The sequence below is a fragment of the Klebsiella oxytoca NBRC 105695 genome (genome assembly GCF_001598695.1).
Taxonomy (GTDB): Bacteria; Pseudomonadota; Gammaproteobacteria; order Enterobacterales; family Enterobacteriaceae; genus Klebsiella; species Klebsiella oxytoca.
On the sequence record NZ_BCZK01000006.1, the window covers coordinates 115263 to 134441 of the forward strand.

A 19179-nucleotide genomic window follows, 5' to 3' on the forward strand; every position below is an offset into this window, starting at 1 on the left:
TCGATATGAAGGTACTGGTTACCGGTGCGACCAGCGGATTAGGCCGCAACGCGGTGGAATATCTGCGTAACAGGGGCATTAGCGTCAGAGCGACCGGGCGCAACGAAGCGATGGGCAAGCTTCTGAGCAAAATGGGCGCAGAGTTCGTCCCTGCGGACTTAACCGAGCTGGTCTCTTCGCAGGCCAAAGTGATGCTCGCCGGTATCGATACCCTGTGGCACTGTTCCAGCTTTACTTCACCCTGGGGCACTCAGCAGGCTTTCGATTTAGCCAACGTCCGCGCAACCCGTCGCCTCGGCGAATGGGCGGTTGCCTGGGGCGTACGCAACTTCGTACATATCTCCTCACCGTCGCTCTATTTTGATTACCACCATCATCGCGATGTTCAGGAAGATTTTCGTCCGCAGCGTTTCGCCAACGAATTCGCCCGCAGCAAGGCGGCAAGCGAAGACGTGATCCATCTTCTGGCGCAAGCCAACCCGAATACCCGCTTCACGATCCTGCGTCCGCAAAGCCTGTTTGGCCCGCATGATAAAGTGTTTATTCCGCGTCTGGCGCAGATGATGCAGCACTATGGCAGCGTTCTGTTACCGCGCGGCGGCAGCGCGCTGGTGGACATGACCTATTATGAAAACGCGGTGCACGCGATGTGGCTCGCCAGCCAGCCACAGTGCGACCTTCTGCCCTCGGCCCGGGCGTACAACATCACTAACGGCGAACCGCAAACCTTGCACAGCATCGTGTTGAAACTCATCGATGAGCTGGGGATTAAGTGCCGCATCCGATCGGTTCCCTATCCTATGCTGGATATTATCGCCCGCAGCATGGAGCGCTTTGGCAATAAGTCAGCTAAAGAGCCCGCCTTTACCCACTACGGTGTCTCCAAGCTGAACTTCGATTTTACCCTTGATATCTCTCGCGCTCAGCAGGAGCTGGGCTATCAGCCGGTGGTGAACATGGATGAAGGGATTATCCGCACCGCCGCGTGGTTGAAGGACCACGGCAAGCTGCACTATTAACCGCGCCCGTACTTTTCCAGCAGCGCTTCAGCCATCGCCAGCGTTTGCGCATCGGCAACGCCGTCCCAGCGCGCGGGGCGGAAGTGCATCTGGAAAGCCATAATCACCCGCTTTTGCTGCGCTGGGGTCATTTCCGGCGTCACCTGATAGCCGTAGCGCGCCAGGACGTCCAGCAGCTCGGCAGTGTCTACCGGCTCGTATGACGGACGCCCCTGCAGATAAAACGCCACGCGCCGGGCATCCGGCCATGCGCCAATCCCCTGCTCCGCCAGCCTGTGCCACGGGAACAGCGGCCCCGGATCGTCTTTGCGCTGCGGGGCAATGTCGGCATGCGCGACTACGTTCTGCGGCAGGATCTGATAGCGAGCGATGATGTCCTTCGCCAACGGGATCAGGGCGTCAATCTGCGCCGGATTAAACGGCGTAAAGCTTTTCACCCCCGCCGTTTTTTGCCAGCCGCGATTCTCCAGCTCAATGCCAATCGAGGTATCGTTAATGCGCGTGCTGCCGCGCCAGAAGCTGACCCCCGCATGCCAGGCCAGATCCTCTTCCGGCACCAGCTGCCAGATTCGCGGTTTGCCTCCGTGCAGCGGCGGTTTCTCCGGGATCAGATAGTGAGAGCTCACCTGATTATCCGTCAGCGTCGCTAAGGAAACGTCGAAATCATCGGCGGTATAGTGGATCACCAGCACTTTGATGCGCGGATAAGCGGCCTGCGCCGGATGGCGCGTATCCAGCTGATAGCCATCGCGATCGATAATACCTTTTTCGCTGGCGCAGCCCGCCAGCAGCAGCGCCAGCAGTACGCCTGCCCGGCATCGTTTCATCGGCGGGTCTTCACCGCGGTGCCGCTGACGCTGACCATCAGCATACTGCTGTCTTTTCCCACGGTTTCGTAGTCAATATCAATCCCGACCACCGCATTGGCGCCCAGCGCCTTCGCCTGCTCGCTCAGCTCTTCAAACGCAATTTCGCGGGCCTTGCGCAGCTCTTTTTCATAGGCGCCGGAACGACCGCCGACGATATCGCGAATGCTGGCGAAAAAATCGCGGAATACGTTGGCGCCGAGAATCGCTTCCCCGGTGACGACGCCGCAGTATTCAATGATGGGCTGACCTTCAAGGGTCGGAGTAGTGGAAAATTGCATGATGAAACTCCTTCTTTAGCGTTCAATGCGTTAGCTCTAAGGGTCAAGCACAATCCCTATCTGATACACTATGCTTGAAAAGATATTCTAACGTAGTGAGCTCATAAGGAAATCATCATGCGCTACAAAGTTCTTGCACTCGTCCTCCCCTGCGCGCTGGCGCTCAGCGCCTGTACTACCGTCACGCCTGCCTACAAAGATAACGGCACCCGTAGCGGCCCCTGCATCGAAGGCGGCCCGGATGACGTGGCGCAGAAGTTTTATGACTACCAGCTGCAGAATCGCAATAGCGATTTAACCGCGCTGCGTCCGTACCTGAGCGACGGTCTGGCAAAACTGCTGAACGACGCGCGTCAGGATCCGTCGAACAACGCCCTGCTGCAGTCTAATCTATTCTCCAGCAGCAGTACCCCGGCCGACAGCGCCGAGGTCGCCAGCGCCTCCACGATCCCCAACCGCGATGCGCGCAACATTCCGCTGCGCGTGGAGCTAAAACAGGGCACCCAAAGCTGGAAGGATGAAGTGCTGATGATTCAGGAAGGCCAGTGCTGGGCGGTAGATGACGTCCGCTACCTCGGCAATAACGGCCATGCGCCGGCAGGCACCCTGCGTCAAAGTCTGGAAAAACGCTAACCGGCCGCTGGCACCAGGCAAAGAATCCCCGGTCTCCTTCAAGGCGCAGACCGGGGGCCGGTAGAGGCGAGGCTCATGGCTGAGCCGGGTAACAAAGCCAACGCTTCTGCGGCCTGAAGTATGACGGGTATAACCCGGTAAAATGTCGGTAATTACTCTGGTATTGCCGACATTTACTCCCCCCGCCTCCACGAAGCCATATTTTGTGCTAACTTTAAATGTAAACGTGGTTTACATTTAACTTTTAACGCATAAATATTGCATAACTATTCTGCCAAAGGTACTATTTGCGGCCTCAATTGCTATTTGTATCAGACTGCCCAGATGAGCATTAAATTAAACGGCATTAATTGCTTCTACGGCGCGCACCAGGCGCTGTTCGACATCACGCTGGATTGCCCGCAGGGGGAAACGCTGGTGCTGCTCGGCCCAAGCGGTGCCGGAAAAAGCTCGCTGCTGCGCGTTCTTAACCTGCTGGAGATGCCGCGTTCCGGCACGCTGAACATCGCCGGGAACCATTTCGACTTTACCAAAGCGCCTTCTGACAAAGCTATCCGCGAGCTGCGCCAGAACGTCGGTATGGTGTTCCAACAGTACAATCTGTGGCCGCATCTGACCGTGCAGCAAAACCTGATTGAAGCGCCTTGCCGCGTGCTCGGTTTAAGCAAAGATCAGGCTTTAGCGCGCGCAGAAAAGCTGCTCGAACGTCTGCGCCTGAAACCCTATAGCGATCGCTACCCGCTGCATCTTTCCGGCGGCCAGCAGCAGCGTGTCGCCATTGCCCGCGCCCTGATGATGGAACCGCAGGTTCTGCTGTTTGATGAACCTACGGCGGCGCTCGATCCAGAAATCACCGCCCAGATCGTCAGTATTATCCGCGAACTGGCTGAAACCGGCATTACGCAGGTCATCGTCACCCACGAAGTGGAAGTGGCGCGTAAAACGGCAAGCCGCGTGGTGTATATGGAAAACGGCCATATCGTTGAACAAGGTGATGCCGGCTGCTTCGCGCATCCGCAGACCGACGCGTTTAAAAACTATCTTTCACATTGATGTTTTCGGGGAAATGACGATGAAAAAAGTACTGATTGCCGCTCTTCTTGCGGGCATGAGCCTCTCCGCTACCGCTGCCCAGACCATTCGTTTCGCCACCGAGGCCTCTTACCCTCCGTTTGAATCGATCGACGCTAATAACAAAATTGTCGGCTTTGACGTCGATCTGGCGAACGCGCTGTGTAAAGAGATTGATGCGACCTGCACCTTTACCAATCAGGCTTTCGACAGCCTGATTCCCAGCCTGAAGTTCCGCCGTTTCGACGCGGTAATGGCCGGGATGGATATCACCCCTGAGCGTGAAAAGCAGGTGCTGTTCACGACCCCGTACTATGAAAACTCTGCGCTGTTTGTCGGCCAGCAGGGTAAATTCACCAGCATCGATCAGCTGAAAGGCAAAAAAGTCGGCGTGCAGAACGGCACCACTCACCAGAAATTCATCACCGACAAACATCCGGAAATCACTACCGTTCCTTACGACAGCTACCAGAATGCGAAGCTGGACCTGCAGAACGGCCGTATTGACGCCGTGTTTGGCGATACCGCAGTGGTGACAGAATGGCTGAAGAGCAATCCGAAGCTGGGAGCAGTCGGCGACAAAGTTACCGATAAAGACTACTTCGGCACCGGTCTCGGCATTGCGCTGCGCCAGGGCAATACCGAGCTGCAGCAGAAATTTAACGCTGCGCTGGAAAAAGTGAAGAGCGATGGGACTTACCAGTCTATCTATAACAAATGGTTCCAGAAGTAACGCTGAATGAACGAATTTTTTCCATTAGCAAGCGCCGCCGGGATGACCGTCGGCCTTGCCGTTTGCGCCCTGATCATCGGTCTGGTGCTGGCGATGCTGTTTGCCGTCCTCGAGTCGGTGAAGCTGCGTCCGGTCGCCTGGCTCGCAACCGGCATTGTCACCCTTTTGCGCGGACTACCGGAAATCCTGGTAGTTCTGTTTATCTATTTTGGTTCCTCTCAGCTGCTGCTGACCCTTTCTGACGGCTTTACTATTAATCTCGGCATTGTGCAGATCCCGGTACAGATGCAGATTGAAAATTTTGACGTCAGCCCGTTCCTGTGTGGGGCTATCGCGCTTTCTCTGCTGTATGCCGCTTACGCATCGCAAACGCTGCGCGGGGCGCTTAAAGCCGTTCCGCAGGGGCAATGGGAATCCGGTCAGGCGCTGGGATTATCAAAAGCCGCTATTTTCTTCCGCCTGGTGATGCCGCAGATGTGGCGCCACGCGCTGCCGGGCCTCGGCAACCAGTGGCTGGTGCTTCTGAAGGATACCGCACTGGTGAGCCTCATTAGCGTCAACGATCTGATGCTGCAAACCAAAAGTATCGCTACCCGAACCCAGGAGCCGTTTAACTGGTATATCATCGCGGCAGCAATCTATCTGGTCATCACCCTGTTGAGTCAGTACATTCTGAAACGTATTGATCAGCGAGCGACGCGCTTCGAACGGAGACCAGGCTGATGCTTGATTACTTACCCGAACTGCTAAAAGGGCTGCATACCAGCCTGACGCTGACCGCGGCCTCGATCGTCGTGGCGCTGATTTTGTCGCTAATCTTCACCATCATCCTGACGTTAAAAACCCCGGGGCTGGTGTGGGTCGTGCGCGGCTATATCACGCTGTTTACCGGCACGCCGCTGCTGGTGCAGATCTTCCTGATTTACTACGGCCCGGGCCAGTTTCCGTCGCTGCAGGAGTATCCGCTGCTCTGGCATCTGATTTCCGAGCCCTGGCTCTGCGCGCTGATTGCCCTTTCTCTTAACAGCGCCGCTTATACCACCCAGCTGTTCTATGGCGCAATCCGCGCCATTCCGGACGGCCAGTGGCAATCCTGCGGCGCGCTGGGGATGAGTAAGAAGGATACGCTGGCGATCCTGCTGCCGTACGCTTTTAAACGCGCCCTCTCCTCCTACTCCAATGAAGTGGTGCTGGTGTTTAAGAGCACGTCCCTGGCCTACACCATTACCCTGATGGAAGTAATGGGCCACAGCCAGCTGCTCTATGGACGCACCTATGATGTAATGGTGTTCGGCGCCGCAGGCATCGTTTATCTGGTGGTCAATGGCCTGCTGACGCTACTGATGCGTCTGGTGGAACATAAAGCGCTGGCCTTTGAGCGACGCAATTAAAAACGCATATCCAGCCAAATCAAGACGGGTAGTTCACTGAATTACCCGTCTTTTTTTATTCAAACCAAAATAAATATCCATATTTATTGAATATAAATTCATTTAGTGGCATTGTTACTGCCAGCCGCTGACACGGCACAACAACATAAGATTGACCGACGGGAGTTCCACGATGAAAAAGTTAGTTCTGGCCGCACTGCTTAGTTCTTTCGCCTTTGGCGCCGCTGCCGCAGAAAAAATCAGCTTTGGCGTTTCTGCAACTTACCCACCGTTTGAATCGATGGACGCCAATAACCAAATCGCCGGTTTCGACATCGACCTGGCCAACGCGCTGTGCAAACAGATGCAGGCCGAGTGTACTTTTACCAACCATGCCTTCGACAGCCTGATCCCGGCGCTCAAATTCAAGAAATATGATGCGGTCATCTCCGGCATGGACATTACCCCGGAGCGCAGCAAGCAGGTGGCGTTTACCGACCCGTACTACGCTAACTCCGCGCTGGTTATCTCGAAGAAAGATGCTTTCCACTCTTTCGCCGATCTGAAAGGCAAGCGCATCGGGATGGAAAACGGCACCACGCACCAGAAATACCTCCAGGATAAACATCCGGAAGTGAAAACCGTGGCTTACGATAGCTACCAGAATGCGTTCATCGACCTGAAAAATGGCCGTATTGATGGGGTGTTTGGCGATACCGCCGTGGTCAACGAGTGGCTGAAAACCAACCCGCAGCTGGGCGCGGCAACGCCGAAGGTCACCGACGCGCAGTACTTCGGTACCGGCCTCGGCATTGCGGTACGCCCGGATAACAAAGCGCTGCTGGAAAAACTGAACGCCGCGCTGAAGGCGATTAAAGCTGACGGTACCTACGATAAAATCAGCAAGCAGTGGTTCCCGGAGTAAACCCTCCCGGAGGCGGCGCTTGACGCGCCTGTCCGGGCTACCGGCCCGCAGACAGCCGTGGACCCGTAGCCCGGGCTAGCGCAGCGCGGCCCGGGAAGAAGCCACGCCAAAGTCTCCATCCCGGCGCATTCCCCGGGTTGCGGCGTAAACGCCTTCCCCGGGCTACCGTTGAGCAGACAGCGCTAAACCTGTATCCCGAGCAACCAATCCGCCACCTTAAACCGGCAGGGTAAACTGGAAACAGGCTCCTGCCGGCGCTTCAAGCAGGCGAATATCGCCGCCGTGCAGCTGCAGCATCCGCCGGACAATCATTAATCCCAACCCTCCTCTCGATGCGCTTTGCGCGCCAGGTTCCAGCACCGAAGGTCGTTCAAACAAGGTTGCCCGCAGCTCGCCGGCGATGCCCGGCCCGCTATCGGCCACCTCGACGATAATCTCTGGCCCTGCCCGCCGAGCCGCCAGGCGAATAACCCCCCCCTCCGGCGTATGACGAATGGCGTTATCGAGCAAATTGGTCAACACCCGTTCAATCATTGAGAGATCGGCGGTGACCGGCGGTAATCCGGCAGCCAGCTCCAGCTGCAAACCGATATTGCGCGTCGCGACGGGCAGATCGAATTTTTGCGCCACATCCTGCACCAGCTCGGCCAGCACGAACGTTTCCGGCTGCGGCTTAATCCCACCGTGCTCCAGGCGGGCCAGCTCAAACAGCTGCTGAGAAAGATGGCGCACTTTATTGCCCTGGCGCAGCGCGATATTCAAATACTGCTTGTTCTCTTCCATCGTCAGGCGATCGGCCTTCAGGCTTAACGTTTCCAGATATCCCAGCAAGGAGGTGAGCGGCGTGCGTAAATCATGGGAGATATTGGCAACGAACTCTCGCCGCTGACGGTCGCTATCGGCCAGACGATCCCACTGCCCGGCAATCTGGCGGGCCAGTTCAATAAAGCGGTTATGCAGTACGGCGACTTCGTTTCCCGGATTCGCCTCCGGGGTTTGCGCCGCCAGCGCCTTAATCGCATGGATGCTGTCCTGCTCATTCGTAGCCACCAGCGCGGTGAGCTGACGCACCGGGCGCGTGACCCACCGCCAGGCGAGCAGTCCCGCCAGCAGGCCGAGAGCGGCCACCAGCAGCAGAGTCCACAGCAGCAGGCTGGACAGTGTTTTCAGCCAGGCGCTTGCCGCCAGTTCATTAAAGGTTTCGCCCTGCAGAATGATATAGAGATAGCCGCGCAGCTGACCGTCCTGGCGCAGCGGCGCCACGCTAAATACTTTTTGTTTATCAAGGCTGCGCGGATCATCGCCGTATACCGGCCACGCGCCGCCGGAAAGGAACGTTTGCACCGGCGCCAGATCGATGCGCTGGCGTTTGATATGACCGGGCGGCGCGGCGTCGGCCAGCAGCTCGCCGTCGGGCGAAAGCAGATACAGTTCCACGCTGGGGTTGAAGGTCATCAGCCGGTCGAAAAGCGGTTTCAGCATCCGGCGGTCAACCTGCCCCTGAGCGTCCAGCAGCGGCTCGCGAGCGGCGATTTGCTGCGCCAGCCCGGCGGAAAGACGCTGGACCATCACGTTGCCGTACTGCGCGCTGCTGTAGAGCTGGATCAGGCAAACGGCTAACGCACAAAGCAGCAGTAACGAGGTAAACACCAGCGCCAGGCGCTGGCTGAGGCTGAGACGGCGGATCATGGCTGCGCCTCTTTGCGCTCCACGGCAAATTTATAGCCTTTACCCCAGACGGTCAAAATGATGTCCGGCTCCGCCGGGTCACGCTCAATTTTGGTGCGCAGACGGTTGATATGGGTATTGACCGTATGCTCATAGCCGTCGTGCTGATAGCCCCACACCCGATCGAGCAGCTCAAGACGGGAAAAGACCTCCCCGGGGTGACGAGCAAAATAGTATAAAAGATCGAACTCGCGCGGGGTGAGATCCACCATCTCGCCGCGCAGCTTAACGTCGCGGGATAGAGGATCGATGCTCAAGCCGTGGCTATTGATACGCCCGGCATCCATTAACAAATTTTGCCCCATCGCCTCCTGGCGACGAAACACCGCTTTGACCCGGGCGGTCAGTTCGAGAATCGAAAAGGGTTTGGCCAGATAATCATCCGCCCCCATTTCAAGGCCCTGAATCCGCTGGGTTTCGCTGGCGCGGGCGCTGATAATAATCACCGGCAAATAGCGGGTTTGCTGACGAATACGCCGACAAATTTCCAGACCGTCAACGCCCGGCAGCATCAGGTCGAGGATCACCGCATCCCAGAGATCCTTTTCCAGCTGCCGCAGGGCCTGCGCCCCGTCCGCTACGTGAACAATCTGATATCCCTCATCGAGCAGATTCAGGCGCAGCAGCGCAGCGATATCTTCATCATCTTCAACCAACAGAATTTTTTTTGCCACCGGCAGCACTCCGCTATTCTTACGTTCTGATAAGCCAAGCTTACCCGATCTTTGCCGGCTGAAGAGTTCACATTTTGTTTATACATCGCGAACCAGCAGGGTCAACACCTCATAGTGGGCGGTATGCGGGAACATATCGAATAGCTGGACGCGCGCGATGCGGTAGCCATTCAACCGGGCGATATCTTTCGCCATCGTGCGGGCGTTGCAGCTGGAGTAGATAATAAAATCCGGCGCCATACGGTTTAAATAGTCGCACAGTCCGTCGCCGATACCCCGACGCGGCGGGTTCACCAGTACCAGATCGGGAATTTCGCCTTCGCCGGTAGCAAACTGCGTGGAATCGAGCGCCTGGAAATGCAGATTCTGCAGTCCGAGCTGCGCCGCCGATTGTCTGGCGCAGGCGATGGCCTCAGCGGCGATCTCAATCCCGGTCAGGCGCATCTCCGGCGTGGCGCAGTGCAGACCAAAGCCGCCAACGCCGCAAAAGAGATCCCACATATGATTAACCGGTAGCTGGCGCACCCAGTCGCGAGCGGTGGCATACAGCCGGCTGGCCACCGCCGGGTTGGTCTGAAAGAAGCTTTGCGGGCGGATCCATAGCGGCACGCCGTTAAAGTTTTCCGCCAGCGCCTGCTGGTCGGTGAGGAAAATTTCCCGCTCTCCTTCCATGATGGCCATATGCACCGGCTGAATATTGGCGGTAATCACTTTCAGCTGCGGCAGCTGCGCCTGGAGCGCCGGCAGCGCGGCGCGCAGCTGGGCCAGCTTGGTCTCCGAACGCAGAACAAAGCGCAGCATCATCCCGCCGTCGAGCCGGCTTTCGGTCAGCAGAATGTACTTCAGCTCCCCGCGCCTGCGGGCAACGTTATAGGGCGTGAGTCCGGCGCGAGCGATAAACGGCTTGAGCGCAGCGAAGACGGGGGCGAAGCCTGGCGGATAGAGCGGGCAATCGGTGAGGTCTTCCGGGGAGCCATCACGGTGCAGCATTCCGAGCAGCGGGCGCTCTACGCTACCGCTGACCACCATTTTCGCTTTGTTGCGAAACCCGCTTTCCGGGCCGCAAACCGGCGCGCACCAGTCAGCGACGGGGGCATCGGCGAGAAGCGTGCGCAAATCGGCCATTTTATCGGCGAGCTGTTGCGATACCGGCAGTTCCAGCCACTGGCAGGAGCGACAGCGGCCCGCGTCATAGAGTGCGCAGTGCATAACAAGACCTTCAAAAAAACAGGGGCGGGGATTGTATCACCGTTACTGTAAACGGAAAAAGCGTCGGCACGGGGCCGGAACAAACAGCATGGCCAGCACCAGTAGATCCGGCAGCTTTTGCAGCACCAAAGAACGAAATATCTCGCGCTTCGATTCACCGGCAATGCTAAACAGCTCAGGATAACCGTAGCCCAATGAAGCGGCCCACAGGTAGCCAATCACGATAATCTGCGTCAACAGGAACAGCCAACGCGCCCAGTTGCGCCCTTTTACCAGCGAAAACGCGCACCAGATTTCAATAAATACCAGCACCAGACTTGAGAGAAACACCAGGGTGAGCGCCCACGTCTGCACGCTGCGATGGACAAAATCCGCGATTCCCTGAACGCCAAGCTGGTTGAGGATCATCAGCAAATCCAGGCCGCGGATTAAAATAATGGCGAAGGCCGCCACCTGCACCAGCGCAGGAACGTTAAGACGAGCATGAGACGAACGCGTTTTAGTAAACAATCCCAACGTAAAGTCTTCCATGAAAACGGCGCCACAAATGCGGCGCCGATGTTAACTCTATTGCAGATTTTAGGTGGTTCAGCCGCTTCTTGCACGCTGGATATCGCGCACCCGCTGCTTTTCCGCGCGGGCCATCAAATACCAGGCGATAAAACCAACAATCCCGACCACGCCGAGGATTAACGTTGCCAGGGCATTAATCTCCGGGTTAACCCCCATGCGCACGCTGGAGAAGACCAGCATCGGCAGCGTCGTCGCCCCCGGCCCGGAAACAAAGCTGGCAATAACCAGGTCGTCGAGCGACAACGTAAAGGCCAGCAGCCAGCCGGAGACCACCGCCGGCATAATCATCGGCAGCGTAATGACGAAAAAGACCTTCAGCGGCGCGGCGCCCAGATCCATCGCCGCCTCCTCGATTGAGTGGTCCAGCTCACGCAGGCGCGATGAAATGACCACCGCCACGTACGCGGTACAGAAGGTCACGTGCGCCAGCCAGATGGTCAGCATGCCGCGATCCGACGGCCAGCCAATTGAATGCCCCAGCGCGACAAACAGCAGCAGCAGCGACAGGCCGGTAATCACATCGGGCATCACCAGCGGCGCGGTGATCATAAAAGCAAAGCCGTTTGAACCGCGGAAGCGGCCAAAACGCACCATTACCACTGCGGCAATGGTACCGAGGATCGCCGCCGCCGTCGCGGCGCAGGCGGCAATGGTCAGGCTTAAGCCTACCGCGCTCATCATCGCATCGTCATGAAACAGCTCGCGATACCAGCGCGTCGACCACCCGGCCCATACCGTCACCAGCTTTGAGCTGTTGAACGAGTAAATTACCAGCATCAGCATCGGCGCATACAGAAAGGTAAAGCCAAGCAGCAAAATGACGATTCGCCACGGCGAACGGACTACCGGTAAATTATTCATCCGTGTTCCCCCACCTGTTTTTGCTGATGCTTGTGGAACCACATGATCGGTACGATCAGCAACAGCAGCATCACTATCGCTACCGCCGAGGCCACCGGCCAGTCGCGGTTGTTAAAGAACTCCTGCCACAGCACGCGGCCAATCATAATACTGTCCGGGCCGCCCAGCAGTTCCGGGATAACGAACTCCCCTACCGCCGGAATAAACACCAGCATCGACCCGGCAATAATGCCGCCTTTGGTGAGCGGGACGATCACCTGGAAGAAGGTCTTCAGCGGCCGGGCGCCCAGATCCAGCGACGCCTCAACCAGCGAGTAATCGATGCGCGTGAGGGCGGTATAAATCGGTAGCACCATAAACGGCAGATAGGCATAAACAATACCGATATAGACCGCCAGGTTGGTGTGCAGGATCTCCAGAGGCTGGTCGATAACCCCCAGCCACAGCAGGAAGTTGTTCAGCACGCCGTTGCTTTTCAGCAGCCCCATCCAGGCATAGACGCGGATCAGGAACGACGTCCATGACGGCAGAATGACCAGCAGCAGCAGGATATTCCGGGTCGATGGCTTACTGTGCGCCACCGCCCACGCCAGCGGATAACCCAGCAACAGACAGCAGAACGTCGAGATCCCTGCCACCTGGAGCGACTGCAGATACGCCTCAAAATAGAGAGGATCGTCGGTAAGCTGCAGGAAATTACCGAGATTCAGCGTTAACGTTAGCTGGCCGTCGGCCCACTCCAGCAGATCGGTGTAGGGCGGGATCGCCCGCGCCATCTCCGCCAGGCTGATTTTAAAGACGATCAGAAATGGCAGCAGGAACAGCAGGATCAGCCATATGTAAGGCAGCGCAATCACCAGCTTGCGCCCGTGGGCCATCTGCAGCCGCGCCAGCCACAGCGCGAAACCGCCCGGTTTGTTTACGCCTGACGGGGGTTCTAATGTACTCATTGCCCTCTCCTCACACCGTCAGCACGACGCAGCTATCGGCGTCCCAGCATAAACGGACTTCATCGCCCCAGGTTGGCGCACCTTTGCGGTAACGGTGCTCGTTCTGCAGCTGAGCGCTGAGCATCTGCCCGCTTTTCAGGCGCACATGGTAGATAGACAGGTCACCGAGATAGGCAATATAGATAACCTCACCTACCGCGAAGTTATAGCCGTCCGCCGGTGGGTCCTCGCAGAGCATAATTTTTTCCGGGCGCAGAGCCACCCACACCGGGACGTTATCGACGACGGAGGCATCGGGATCGACCTTCAGCGGATGCGTCAGGCCCGGGGAATCCAGCACCAGGCCATCTTCCTGGCGCTCTTTCACCAGCCCTTCAAAGACGTTAACCGAGCCGATAAACTCCGCGCTGTAGCGGGTAGTTGGGTGCTCGTAAATTTCCTCCGGCTCGCCGATCTGTACGAACTTGCCGCGGTTCATAATGGCGATACGCCCCGCCATGGTCATCGCCTCTTCCTGATCGTGGGTCACCATCACGCAGGTGACGCCGACGCGCTCAAGAATATCGACCACTTCCAGCTGCATCCTGTCGCGCAGCTTCTTATCCAGCGCGCCCATCGGCTCGTCAAGCAGCAGCAGTTTCGGTCTTTTCGCCAGGCTGCGGGCCAGCGCCACGCGTTGACGCTGACCGCCGGAGAGCTGATGCGGTTTACGCTTTGCGAACTCCTGCATATGCACCAGCGCCAGCATCTCCTGCACCCGACTGGTGATTTCGGCCTTAGGCAATTTGTCCTGCTTGAGGCCAAAGGCGATGTTCTGCTCCACCGTCATATGGGGAAAGAGCGCATAGGACTGAAACATCATGTTAATCGGCCGCTGATACGGCGGCACCCGCGCCAGATCGACGCCATCCAGGACAATCTGCCCGGCGGTAGGCTGTTCGAATCCCGCCAGCATGCGCAGCAGGGTTGACTTGCCGCAGCCGGATGCGCCCAGCAGGGCAAAAATTTCGCCTTTATAAATGGTGAGATTGACATCATCGACGGCGTGCTGGCCATCGAAGGACTTCGTTAAATTACGGATTTCGAGCAGCGGGGTCAGCGCTTTGGGGGTTTTCGCCTGCGGGCGAGGAATTACATCATTCACGGGGTGTTCTCCGGCAGAAATCAAATCATGGTGCAGGCGCACCATAACGGTGCGCCTGTTGCCGGCAGCGCGACGCTTATCCGGCCTACAACTCACGGAGAATTACTTACCGCTTTTCACCTTCGTCCATGCGCGAGTACGCACGCGATCGATTTTCGGATCCTGGACTTTCAGGGTGAACAGCTTGGCGAAGACGTCAGCCGGCGGGTAGATGGCCGGATTGCTGCGGATCGCTTCGCTGACCAGCGGCGTAGATGCTTTGTTGCCGTTAGCGTAATAGACATGATCGCTAATATGCGCGATAACGTCCGGACGCATCAGATAGTTCAGGAATTGATAAGCCTCTTCTTTGTTTTTCGCATCTGCCGGCATAGCGAAGACGTCAAAGAACGCCAGCGCGCCCTCTTTCGGGATAAAGTAGGAAACGTTGACCCCGTTCTTCGCTTCTTTCGCCCGGTTAGCCGCCTGCCATACGTCGCCCGCCCAGCCGATCGCGACGCAGATATCGCCGTTCGCCAGGTCGTTGATGTACTGCGAAGAGTGGAAGTAGCGAATATTCGGACGCAGCTTCAGCAGCAGGTCGGTTGCCGGGCCAGTGTAGTCATCGGCTTTGGTGCTATTAGGATCTTTGCCGAGGTAGTTCAGCACGGTGGCGAAAATCTCTTCCGGGGCATCAAGGAAGGAGACGCCGCAGCTTTTCAGTTTCTCCAGATTTTCCGGCTTCATCACCAGATCCCAGCTGTCCAGCGGCGCATCTTTGCCCAGCACGGCTTTCACTTTATCGATGTTATAGCCTATGCCGGTTGTCGCCCACAGGTAGGGAATCGCGTATTTATTGTCCGGGTCGTGCTTCGCGACCAGCTTCAGCACTTCCGGATCGAGATTTTTCCAGTTGGGGAGCTTGCTCTTATCCAGCGGCTGGAACACCCCTGCCGCCAGCTGGCGCTCGAGGAAGCTGGCCGACGGCACCACCAGGTCAAATCCGGTGCTGCCCGCCATAAGCTTACCCTCCAGCACTTCATTGGAGTCAAAAACGTCATACACCACTTTAATACCGGTCTCTTTTTCAAAATTCGCCACCGTATCCGGGGCAATATAATCAGACCAGTTATATACATGCAGGGTTTTTTGTTCGGCTGCGAGCGAACCGGCAGAGACGGCCATCAGCGCACCCGTAACCAGACCTGTTAACCATTTTTTACCAAAGGCGGTCATATCTCTTATTCCTTCTCGATGCCCGTTAACAAGCGGGCTGAATATACGCACTTGTTCGCATGCAATAATCATGCATATTTTTTCAATGCCTAAGAAAAGGAGAGAGGACCTCTCCCGGAATGGTTGCCCGCAACTGGAAGCAGCGTCAGAATAACTGTAGCCAGAATAAGAGGCTATAGCCCAGGAGAAAAAACGGCTTTTATCAATTTTTTATGCAATAAGGGTCTATGTGATAAGCCGAAAACGGCGGAATGGCGGTGAAAAATTCTTTACAGAAAGGTTAACAACAGAATAATCGCGGGTAATACGCAGCCACTATGGCAGTGACTGCGCTATTTTTCGCCAGCCTCAGTGAAGAAAATGGTACTGAATATTCTCAGCTATCGGTTCTTCTTCCTCAGACTTATACAGCACCTGGTTAGCGCTGGCTTCAAGGATGACCATCGATATCTGTTCTTCGCTCTGGCGGAAAAACCATGCAAACTGATCGATCGTCACGCCGACGCCGACGGTCAACGCCTGGCAAACCACCAGTTTCGGCAGATTATCATCCTGAATATCGAGGAAAGCTTTCACCGTCAACGAGCTGGCGTTAATCGCAGAAAGATCGGCGGAAAGCGGCAGGAGCGCGGAGGGTTTCACCTCAGCCAGCGCGGAGAAAAGCACCACGTTATCAACCAGGTCAAGTTTGGCATCAAAAATGCCTTCGAAATTTTGCATATGCGGCAGGTGCAGTGCCTGGCAGGAATCACACTCAAAAAAGCTGATGCCCAATTCGTCGAGCCATTGACGTAACGTATCAAGACCCGGAACGACCAGTGAATCCATATGACCTGTGACCTCTTACTGTGAAAAATGCGACGCCATAGCTTACGCAAAAAAAGCGCCGTATTCCATGACAGTGTCGCGAAAGGCAGCTATCCCCCCATTTTCAGACAAAATCCGGGCGTCGCTTGTCGTTCAATCCAGGCGATCATCTTGCCGGCAATATCGACGCCGGTGGTGGTTTCAACCCCCTCCAGCCCCGGAGAAGCGTTCACTTCCATCACCAGCGGTCCGCGCGTGGCGCGCAGTATATCCACGCCCGCCACGTCCAGCCCGAGCGTTTGCGCCGCCTTAATGGCCATTTCACGCTCCTGCTCGCTGATAAGCGCCACCGAGGCTACGCCGCCGCGATGCAGGTTGGAGCGAAAATCGCCCTCCTTGGCCCGCCGCTCAATCGCCGCGACCACTTCATTACCCACCACGAGGCAGCGCACGTCCCGGCCTTTCGCCTCGGCGATATACTCCTGAACCAGAATATGCGCATTCAGGCCGCGAAAAGCGTCAATGACGCTCTCTGCCGCCTGGCGCGTTTCGGCCAGCACAACGCCGATCCCCTGCGTCCCCTCCACCAGCTTGACCACCAGCGGCGCGCCGCCAACCATGGCGATCAGATCGCTGGTGTCGTCCGGCGAGTGGGCAATACCGGTGAGCGGCAGGTCGATGCCCTGGCGCGCCAGCAGCTGGAGCGAACGCAGCTTGTCGCGGGCGCGCGTGATGGCTACCGATTCATTCAGCGGATAGCTGCCGAGCAGCTCAAACTGACGCAGCGCCGCGGTGCCGTAGTAGGTGATCGCCGTGCCGATACGCGGGATCACGGCGTCAAAATGCGGGAGCTGGCGGCCTTTATAGTGAATTGACGAGGCCACCGGGCTGACGTTCATATAGCAGGAAAGCGGATCGAGGATTTCCACCTGATGACCGCGTTTTTGCGCGGCTTCGCGCAGGCGTCGACATGAATAAAGCGTTCCATCCCGGGATAATATGGCAATTTTCACCCTGCACCTCTGCGAAAAGACCCGCTCTGGCGGGCCTCTGAGTAGCAAACAACGTTTTAAATTAGCGCTGACCTGCGGAATTTCCTTGCGTCAGACCGGGTGCAGTTTACACGCAATCAGCGCGTAGCCCATCCCTGCTTATGCAGATATTCCAGAATAAATGGCCGGCTTTCTTTGACGATAGTCCGGCGGATATGGTCGCTCCAGGTATCGCGACGCGTGTTGCTGCCGCGAGAGAGATAATAGTGCTCCAACTGCTCGTCATATTCAGCAAGGACCGTCTCATCCAGCGGCTGATAGTGATTTTCATGAACCAGCATCGCCGACGGCATGCGCGGTTTCACTTCCGGATTATCGTCAGGCCAGCCAAGGCACAGGCCAAACAGCGGCATTACGTGCTGTGGGAGCTTCAGCAGCTGGGTCACCGCATCAATATTGTTACGCAGCCCGCCGATATAGACGCCGCCCAGGCCAAGAGATTCCGCCGCCACCAGCGCATTCTGCGCCATAATCGCGGTGTCGACGCAGCCCAGCAGGAGCTGTTCGGCGAGCCCCAGCTGAGCGTCCGGGCAGATTTGCAGATTGCGGTTAAAATCAGGGCAGAATACCCAGAATTCCGCAGCCTGCGCCACGTGCTGCTGTCCGCCGCTCAGCGGCACCAGCTGTTGACGTATTTCCGGGTCGGTAACGCGAATAATTGAGGTACATTGTAAAAAACTGGAGCTGGAGGCTCCCTGCGCGCTGGCGATAATTGCGGCGCGCTGTTCTTCGCTGATCGGCGCGTCGGTAAAATGGCGAATAGAACGGTGGCTACGCAGCAGCTCAATGGTCGGCGTCATCTCGTTTTTCTCTGTCAGGCAATGATGAAGGGGAATTTTTCGTTTGCGTCAACTGCGGGGCAACAACTTTCGCCACACGCCAGATTAACGCCACGGCGGCCGGAAGCATCAGCAGGATCCCCGCGAAGATCATCAGTAGCGCCGCTGTCGGGCTGGAAAACGGCGCAGGCAGGCTGACGTACTGATTAAGCGAGAGCCAGGCCAGGGTCAACAGCACCATGCCGATAAACTCAACTACCAGAACGCTTTTGGGTAATGCTGCGGGCGATCGCATAACGCTCCTCCGGTCCAAAGCAATCACGCAACCGGGTAAAAAAGTCGCGTATCAGAGGGAGTATAGCGGTTTCATCAGCAGAATATTTAACAAACATAGCCTTAAGCCATCAAAGCAAAAGGCAGAACCTTCTTTTCCTCGTCGCCATAACGCGGCATGATACGCCCCATTCGCCATCCGGCTGAGGTTTAAGGAGAGAGAGTATGTTTACGGTAATTTTTGGTCGTCCAGGTTGCCCATATTGCATTCGCGCCAAAGAACTGGCGGAAAAACTGAGCAACGAGCGCGATGATTTTAACTATCGCTACATTGATATCCACGCTGAAGGCATCAGCAAAGCCGATCTGGAGAAAACCGTGGGTAAACCGGTTGAAACCGTACCGCAGATTTTTGTCGATCAGAAGCACATTGGCGGCTGCACCGACTTTGAAGCCTGGGCGAAAGAGAATCTCGGTCTGTTTGCCTGAGACGACTCACTTCTCTGACGAGGGCTTGCGTCTGGTATCAAGCCAGGCGCAAATAAATAAAAAGCACAGCGCGCCCAGCGCGCACCAGAACACCGCGCTAAATAGCCACGCCAGTTCCTGCCAGAAAGATCGTTGAGTGACGAAGAATAACCGCATGACGACCAGACAAATAGGCGCAGCCAGCATAGCGCCGATAAGCGGACGCAGCACCCGCTGACCCGGGGAGAGGCAGCTTGCCGCCGCACCGGGTAGCAAAAAGAACAGCAGCCCGAGCTCAGGGTTACCGGTAGCCCGAAAGGCGCCTTTCATATGTAACAGCAGCGATAAGCAAACCACGATAAATAGAAAGAACCCACAGATAATACCGGCCCAAGCACGCTCAGATTTCACGACATCCTCCTGATTTTGCCTCTAACCAACTTCCACTTCGCCCAGTCAGATAAAGATTCTGGCAATCCATGCCAATAAAAGATCCCGTCAAGGTAATAACGATTGTTGCTAGCCGCAGCCCCCAGGAAAGATTAAAC

The 19179-nt window shown here is 56.7% G+C and carries 23 protein-coding genes; 8 read left to right on the forward strand and 15 right to left on the reverse strand.

The genetic code is table 11. The features are described from left to right. Positions 1 to 5 precede the first annotated feature (5 nt). Positions 6 to 1019 (forward strand): 3-beta-hydroxysteroid dehydrogenase, encoded by a 1014-nt coding sequence (locus KO1_RS12200; RefSeq protein WP_004100611.1) that lies wholly within the window; start codon positions 6 to 8, stop codon positions 1017 to 1019. On the opposite strand, the gene KO1_RS12205 is transcribed toward KO1_RS12200, so the two are convergent. Continuing rightward, on the reverse strand, positions 1016 to 1846 hold the full coding sequence (locus tag KO1_RS12205; protein WP_024273963.1) for an N-acetylmuramoyl-L-alanine amidase: 831 nt from the start codon (positions 1844 to 1846) through the stop codon (positions 1016 to 1018). The two genes, KO1_RS12200 and KO1_RS12205, sit on opposite strands and share 4 nt — an antisense overlap. Next, positions 1843 to 2166 carry a heavy metal-binding domain-containing protein gene (locus KO1_RS12210; RefSeq protein ID WP_004100606.1) on the reverse strand — a complete coding sequence of 108 codons (324 nt, stop codon included), beginning with the start codon at positions 2164 to 2166 and terminating at the stop codon, positions 1843 to 1845. The genes KO1_RS12205 and KO1_RS12210 overlap by 4 nt, the downstream gene beginning before the upstream one ends. A gap of 117 nt (positions 2167 to 2283) precedes the next feature. On the opposite strand from KO1_RS12210, the gene KO1_RS12215 reads away from it, so the two are divergent. The 6 genes from KO1_RS12215 to artJ all read left to right on the forward strand — a co-directional run bounded on the left by KO1_RS12215 (position 2284) and on the right by artJ (position 6898). Continuing rightward, complete coding sequence (locus KO1_RS12215) at positions 2284 to 2799, forward strand: lipoprotein (RefSeq protein WP_004100604.1); 516 nt, start codon at positions 2284 to 2286, stop codon at positions 2797 to 2799. 324 nt (positions 2800 to 3123) lie between these two features. Further along, positions 3124 to 3852, forward strand: a complete 729-nt coding sequence (artP, locus tag KO1_RS12220; protein WP_004100602.1) for an arginine ABC transporter ATP-binding protein ArtP — start codon at positions 3124 to 3126, stop codon at positions 3850 to 3852. 19 nt (positions 3853 to 3871) lie between these two features. After that, positions 3872 to 4603, forward strand: a complete 732-nt coding sequence (gene artI, locus KO1_RS12225) for an arginine ABC transporter substrate-binding protein ArtI (RefSeq protein ID WP_004111833.1) — start codon at positions 3872 to 3874, stop codon at positions 4601 to 4603. Between the two features lie 6 nt (positions 4604 to 4609). Continuing rightward, positions 4610 to 5326: an arginine ABC transporter permease ArtQ gene (artQ, locus tag KO1_RS12230; protein ID WP_004100599.1), complete on the forward strand. Its 717-nt coding sequence runs from the start codon at positions 4610 to 4612 to the stop codon at positions 5324 to 5326. Further along, entirely contained in the window at positions 5326 to 5994 is a 669-nt protein-coding gene (gene artM, locus KO1_RS12235) for an arginine ABC transporter permease ArtM (protein ID WP_004100597.1), read from the forward strand. Before artQ ends, artM begins: the two co-directional genes overlap by 1 nt. A 172-nt stretch (positions 5995 to 6166) precedes the next feature. After that, positions 6167 to 6898, forward strand: a complete 732-nt coding sequence (artJ, locus tag KO1_RS12240; protein WP_017146217.1) for an arginine ABC transporter substrate-binding protein ArtJ — start codon at positions 6167 to 6169, stop codon at positions 6896 to 6898. 216 nt (positions 6899 to 7114) lie between these two features. Here the strand turns inward: artJ and KO1_RS12245 are convergent, their stop codons facing one another. The 12 genes from KO1_RS12245 to KO1_RS12300 form a co-directional block, all read right to left on the reverse strand. Next, positions 7115 to 8587, reverse strand: coding sequence for a sensor histidine kinase (locus KO1_RS12245; protein WP_004100593.1), 1473 nt, complete (start codon positions 8585 to 8587; stop codon positions 7115 to 7117). Then, positions 8584 to 9300: a response regulator transcription factor gene (locus KO1_RS12250; protein ID WP_064406940.1), complete on the reverse strand. Its 717-nt coding sequence runs from the start codon at positions 9298 to 9300 to the stop codon at positions 8584 to 8586. Before KO1_RS12250 ends, KO1_RS12245 begins: the two co-directional genes overlap by 4 nt. 78 nt (positions 9301 to 9378) lie before the next feature. Beyond that, a complete protein-coding gene (rlmC, locus tag KO1_RS12255; RefSeq protein ID WP_064406934.1) occupies positions 9379 to 10509 on the reverse strand; it encodes a 23S rRNA (uracil(747)-C(5))-methyltransferase RlmC in 1131 nt (376 codons plus the stop codon). Between the two features lie 42 nt (positions 10510 to 10551). Next, positions 10552 to 11040, reverse strand: a complete 489-nt coding sequence (locus tag KO1_RS12260) for a YbjO family protein (RefSeq protein WP_004100588.1) — start codon at positions 11038 to 11040, stop codon at positions 10552 to 10554. Between the two features lie 57 nt (positions 11041 to 11097). Beyond that, the gene (gene potI / locus KO1_RS12265) at positions 11098 to 11943 is read right to left on the reverse strand and encodes a putrescine ABC transporter permease PotI (RefSeq protein ID WP_004100585.1); all 846 of its coding nucleotides are present in this window, start codon (positions 11941 to 11943) and stop codon (positions 11098 to 11100) included. Beyond that, entirely contained in the window at positions 11940 to 12893 is a 954-nt protein-coding gene (gene potH / locus KO1_RS12270; RefSeq protein WP_004100583.1) for a putrescine ABC transporter permease PotH, read from the reverse strand. Before potH ends, potI begins: the two co-directional genes overlap by 4 nt. Before the next feature lie 10 nt (positions 12894 to 12903). Next, positions 12904 to 14037: a putrescine ABC transporter ATP-binding subunit PotG gene (gene potG, locus KO1_RS12275; protein ID WP_004134592.1), complete on the reverse strand. Its 1134-nt coding sequence runs from the start codon at positions 14035 to 14037 to the stop codon at positions 12904 to 12906. A gap of 102 nt (positions 14038 to 14139) precedes the next feature. Then, complete coding sequence (gene potF, locus KO1_RS12280) at positions 14140 to 15252, reverse strand: spermidine/putrescine ABC transporter substrate-binding protein PotF (protein ID WP_016808083.1); 1113 nt, start codon at positions 15250 to 15252, stop codon at positions 14140 to 14142. Between the two features lie 348 nt (positions 15253 to 15600). Continuing rightward, on the reverse strand, positions 15601 to 16080 hold the full coding sequence (locus KO1_RS12285) for a type III secretion system chaperone family protein (protein ID WP_004100577.1): 480 nt from the start codon (positions 16078 to 16080) through the stop codon (positions 15601 to 15603). An 89-nt stretch (positions 16081 to 16169) separates the two neighbouring features. Then, positions 16170 to 17072 carry a 30S ribosomal protein S6--L-glutamate ligase gene (gene rimK / locus KO1_RS12290; protein WP_004100575.1) on the reverse strand — a complete coding sequence of 301 codons (903 nt, stop codon included), beginning with the start codon at positions 17070 to 17072 and terminating at the stop codon, positions 16170 to 16172. A gap of 116 nt (positions 17073 to 17188) precedes the next feature. Next, the gene (gene nfsA, locus KO1_RS12295) at positions 17189 to 17911 is read right to left on the reverse strand and encodes a nitroreductase NfsA (RefSeq protein ID WP_016808084.1); all 723 of its coding nucleotides are present in this window, start codon (positions 17909 to 17911) and stop codon (positions 17189 to 17191) included. Beyond that, positions 17895 to 18185: a YbjC family protein gene (locus KO1_RS12300; protein WP_004100569.1), complete on the reverse strand. Its 291-nt coding sequence runs from the start codon at positions 18183 to 18185 to the stop codon at positions 17895 to 17897. The genes nfsA and KO1_RS12300 overlap by 17 nt, the downstream gene beginning before the upstream one ends. Before the next feature lie 203 nt (positions 18186 to 18388). Here KO1_RS12300 and KO1_RS12305 point away from each other — a divergent pair, with 203 nt between their 5' ends. Next, positions 18389 to 18652: a GrxA family glutaredoxin gene (locus KO1_RS12305; protein ID WP_064406935.1), complete on the forward strand. Its 264-nt coding sequence runs from the start codon at positions 18389 to 18391 to the stop codon at positions 18650 to 18652. Positions 18653 to 18658: 6 nt separating this feature from the next. On the opposite strand, the gene ybjM is transcribed toward KO1_RS12305, so the two are convergent. Continuing rightward, positions 18659 to 19042 (reverse strand): inner membrane protein YbjM, encoded by a 384-nt coding sequence (gene ybjM / locus KO1_RS12310; protein WP_032727985.1) that lies wholly within the window; start codon positions 19040 to 19042, stop codon positions 18659 to 18661. Between the last annotated feature and the right edge of the window lie 137 nt (positions 19043 to 19179).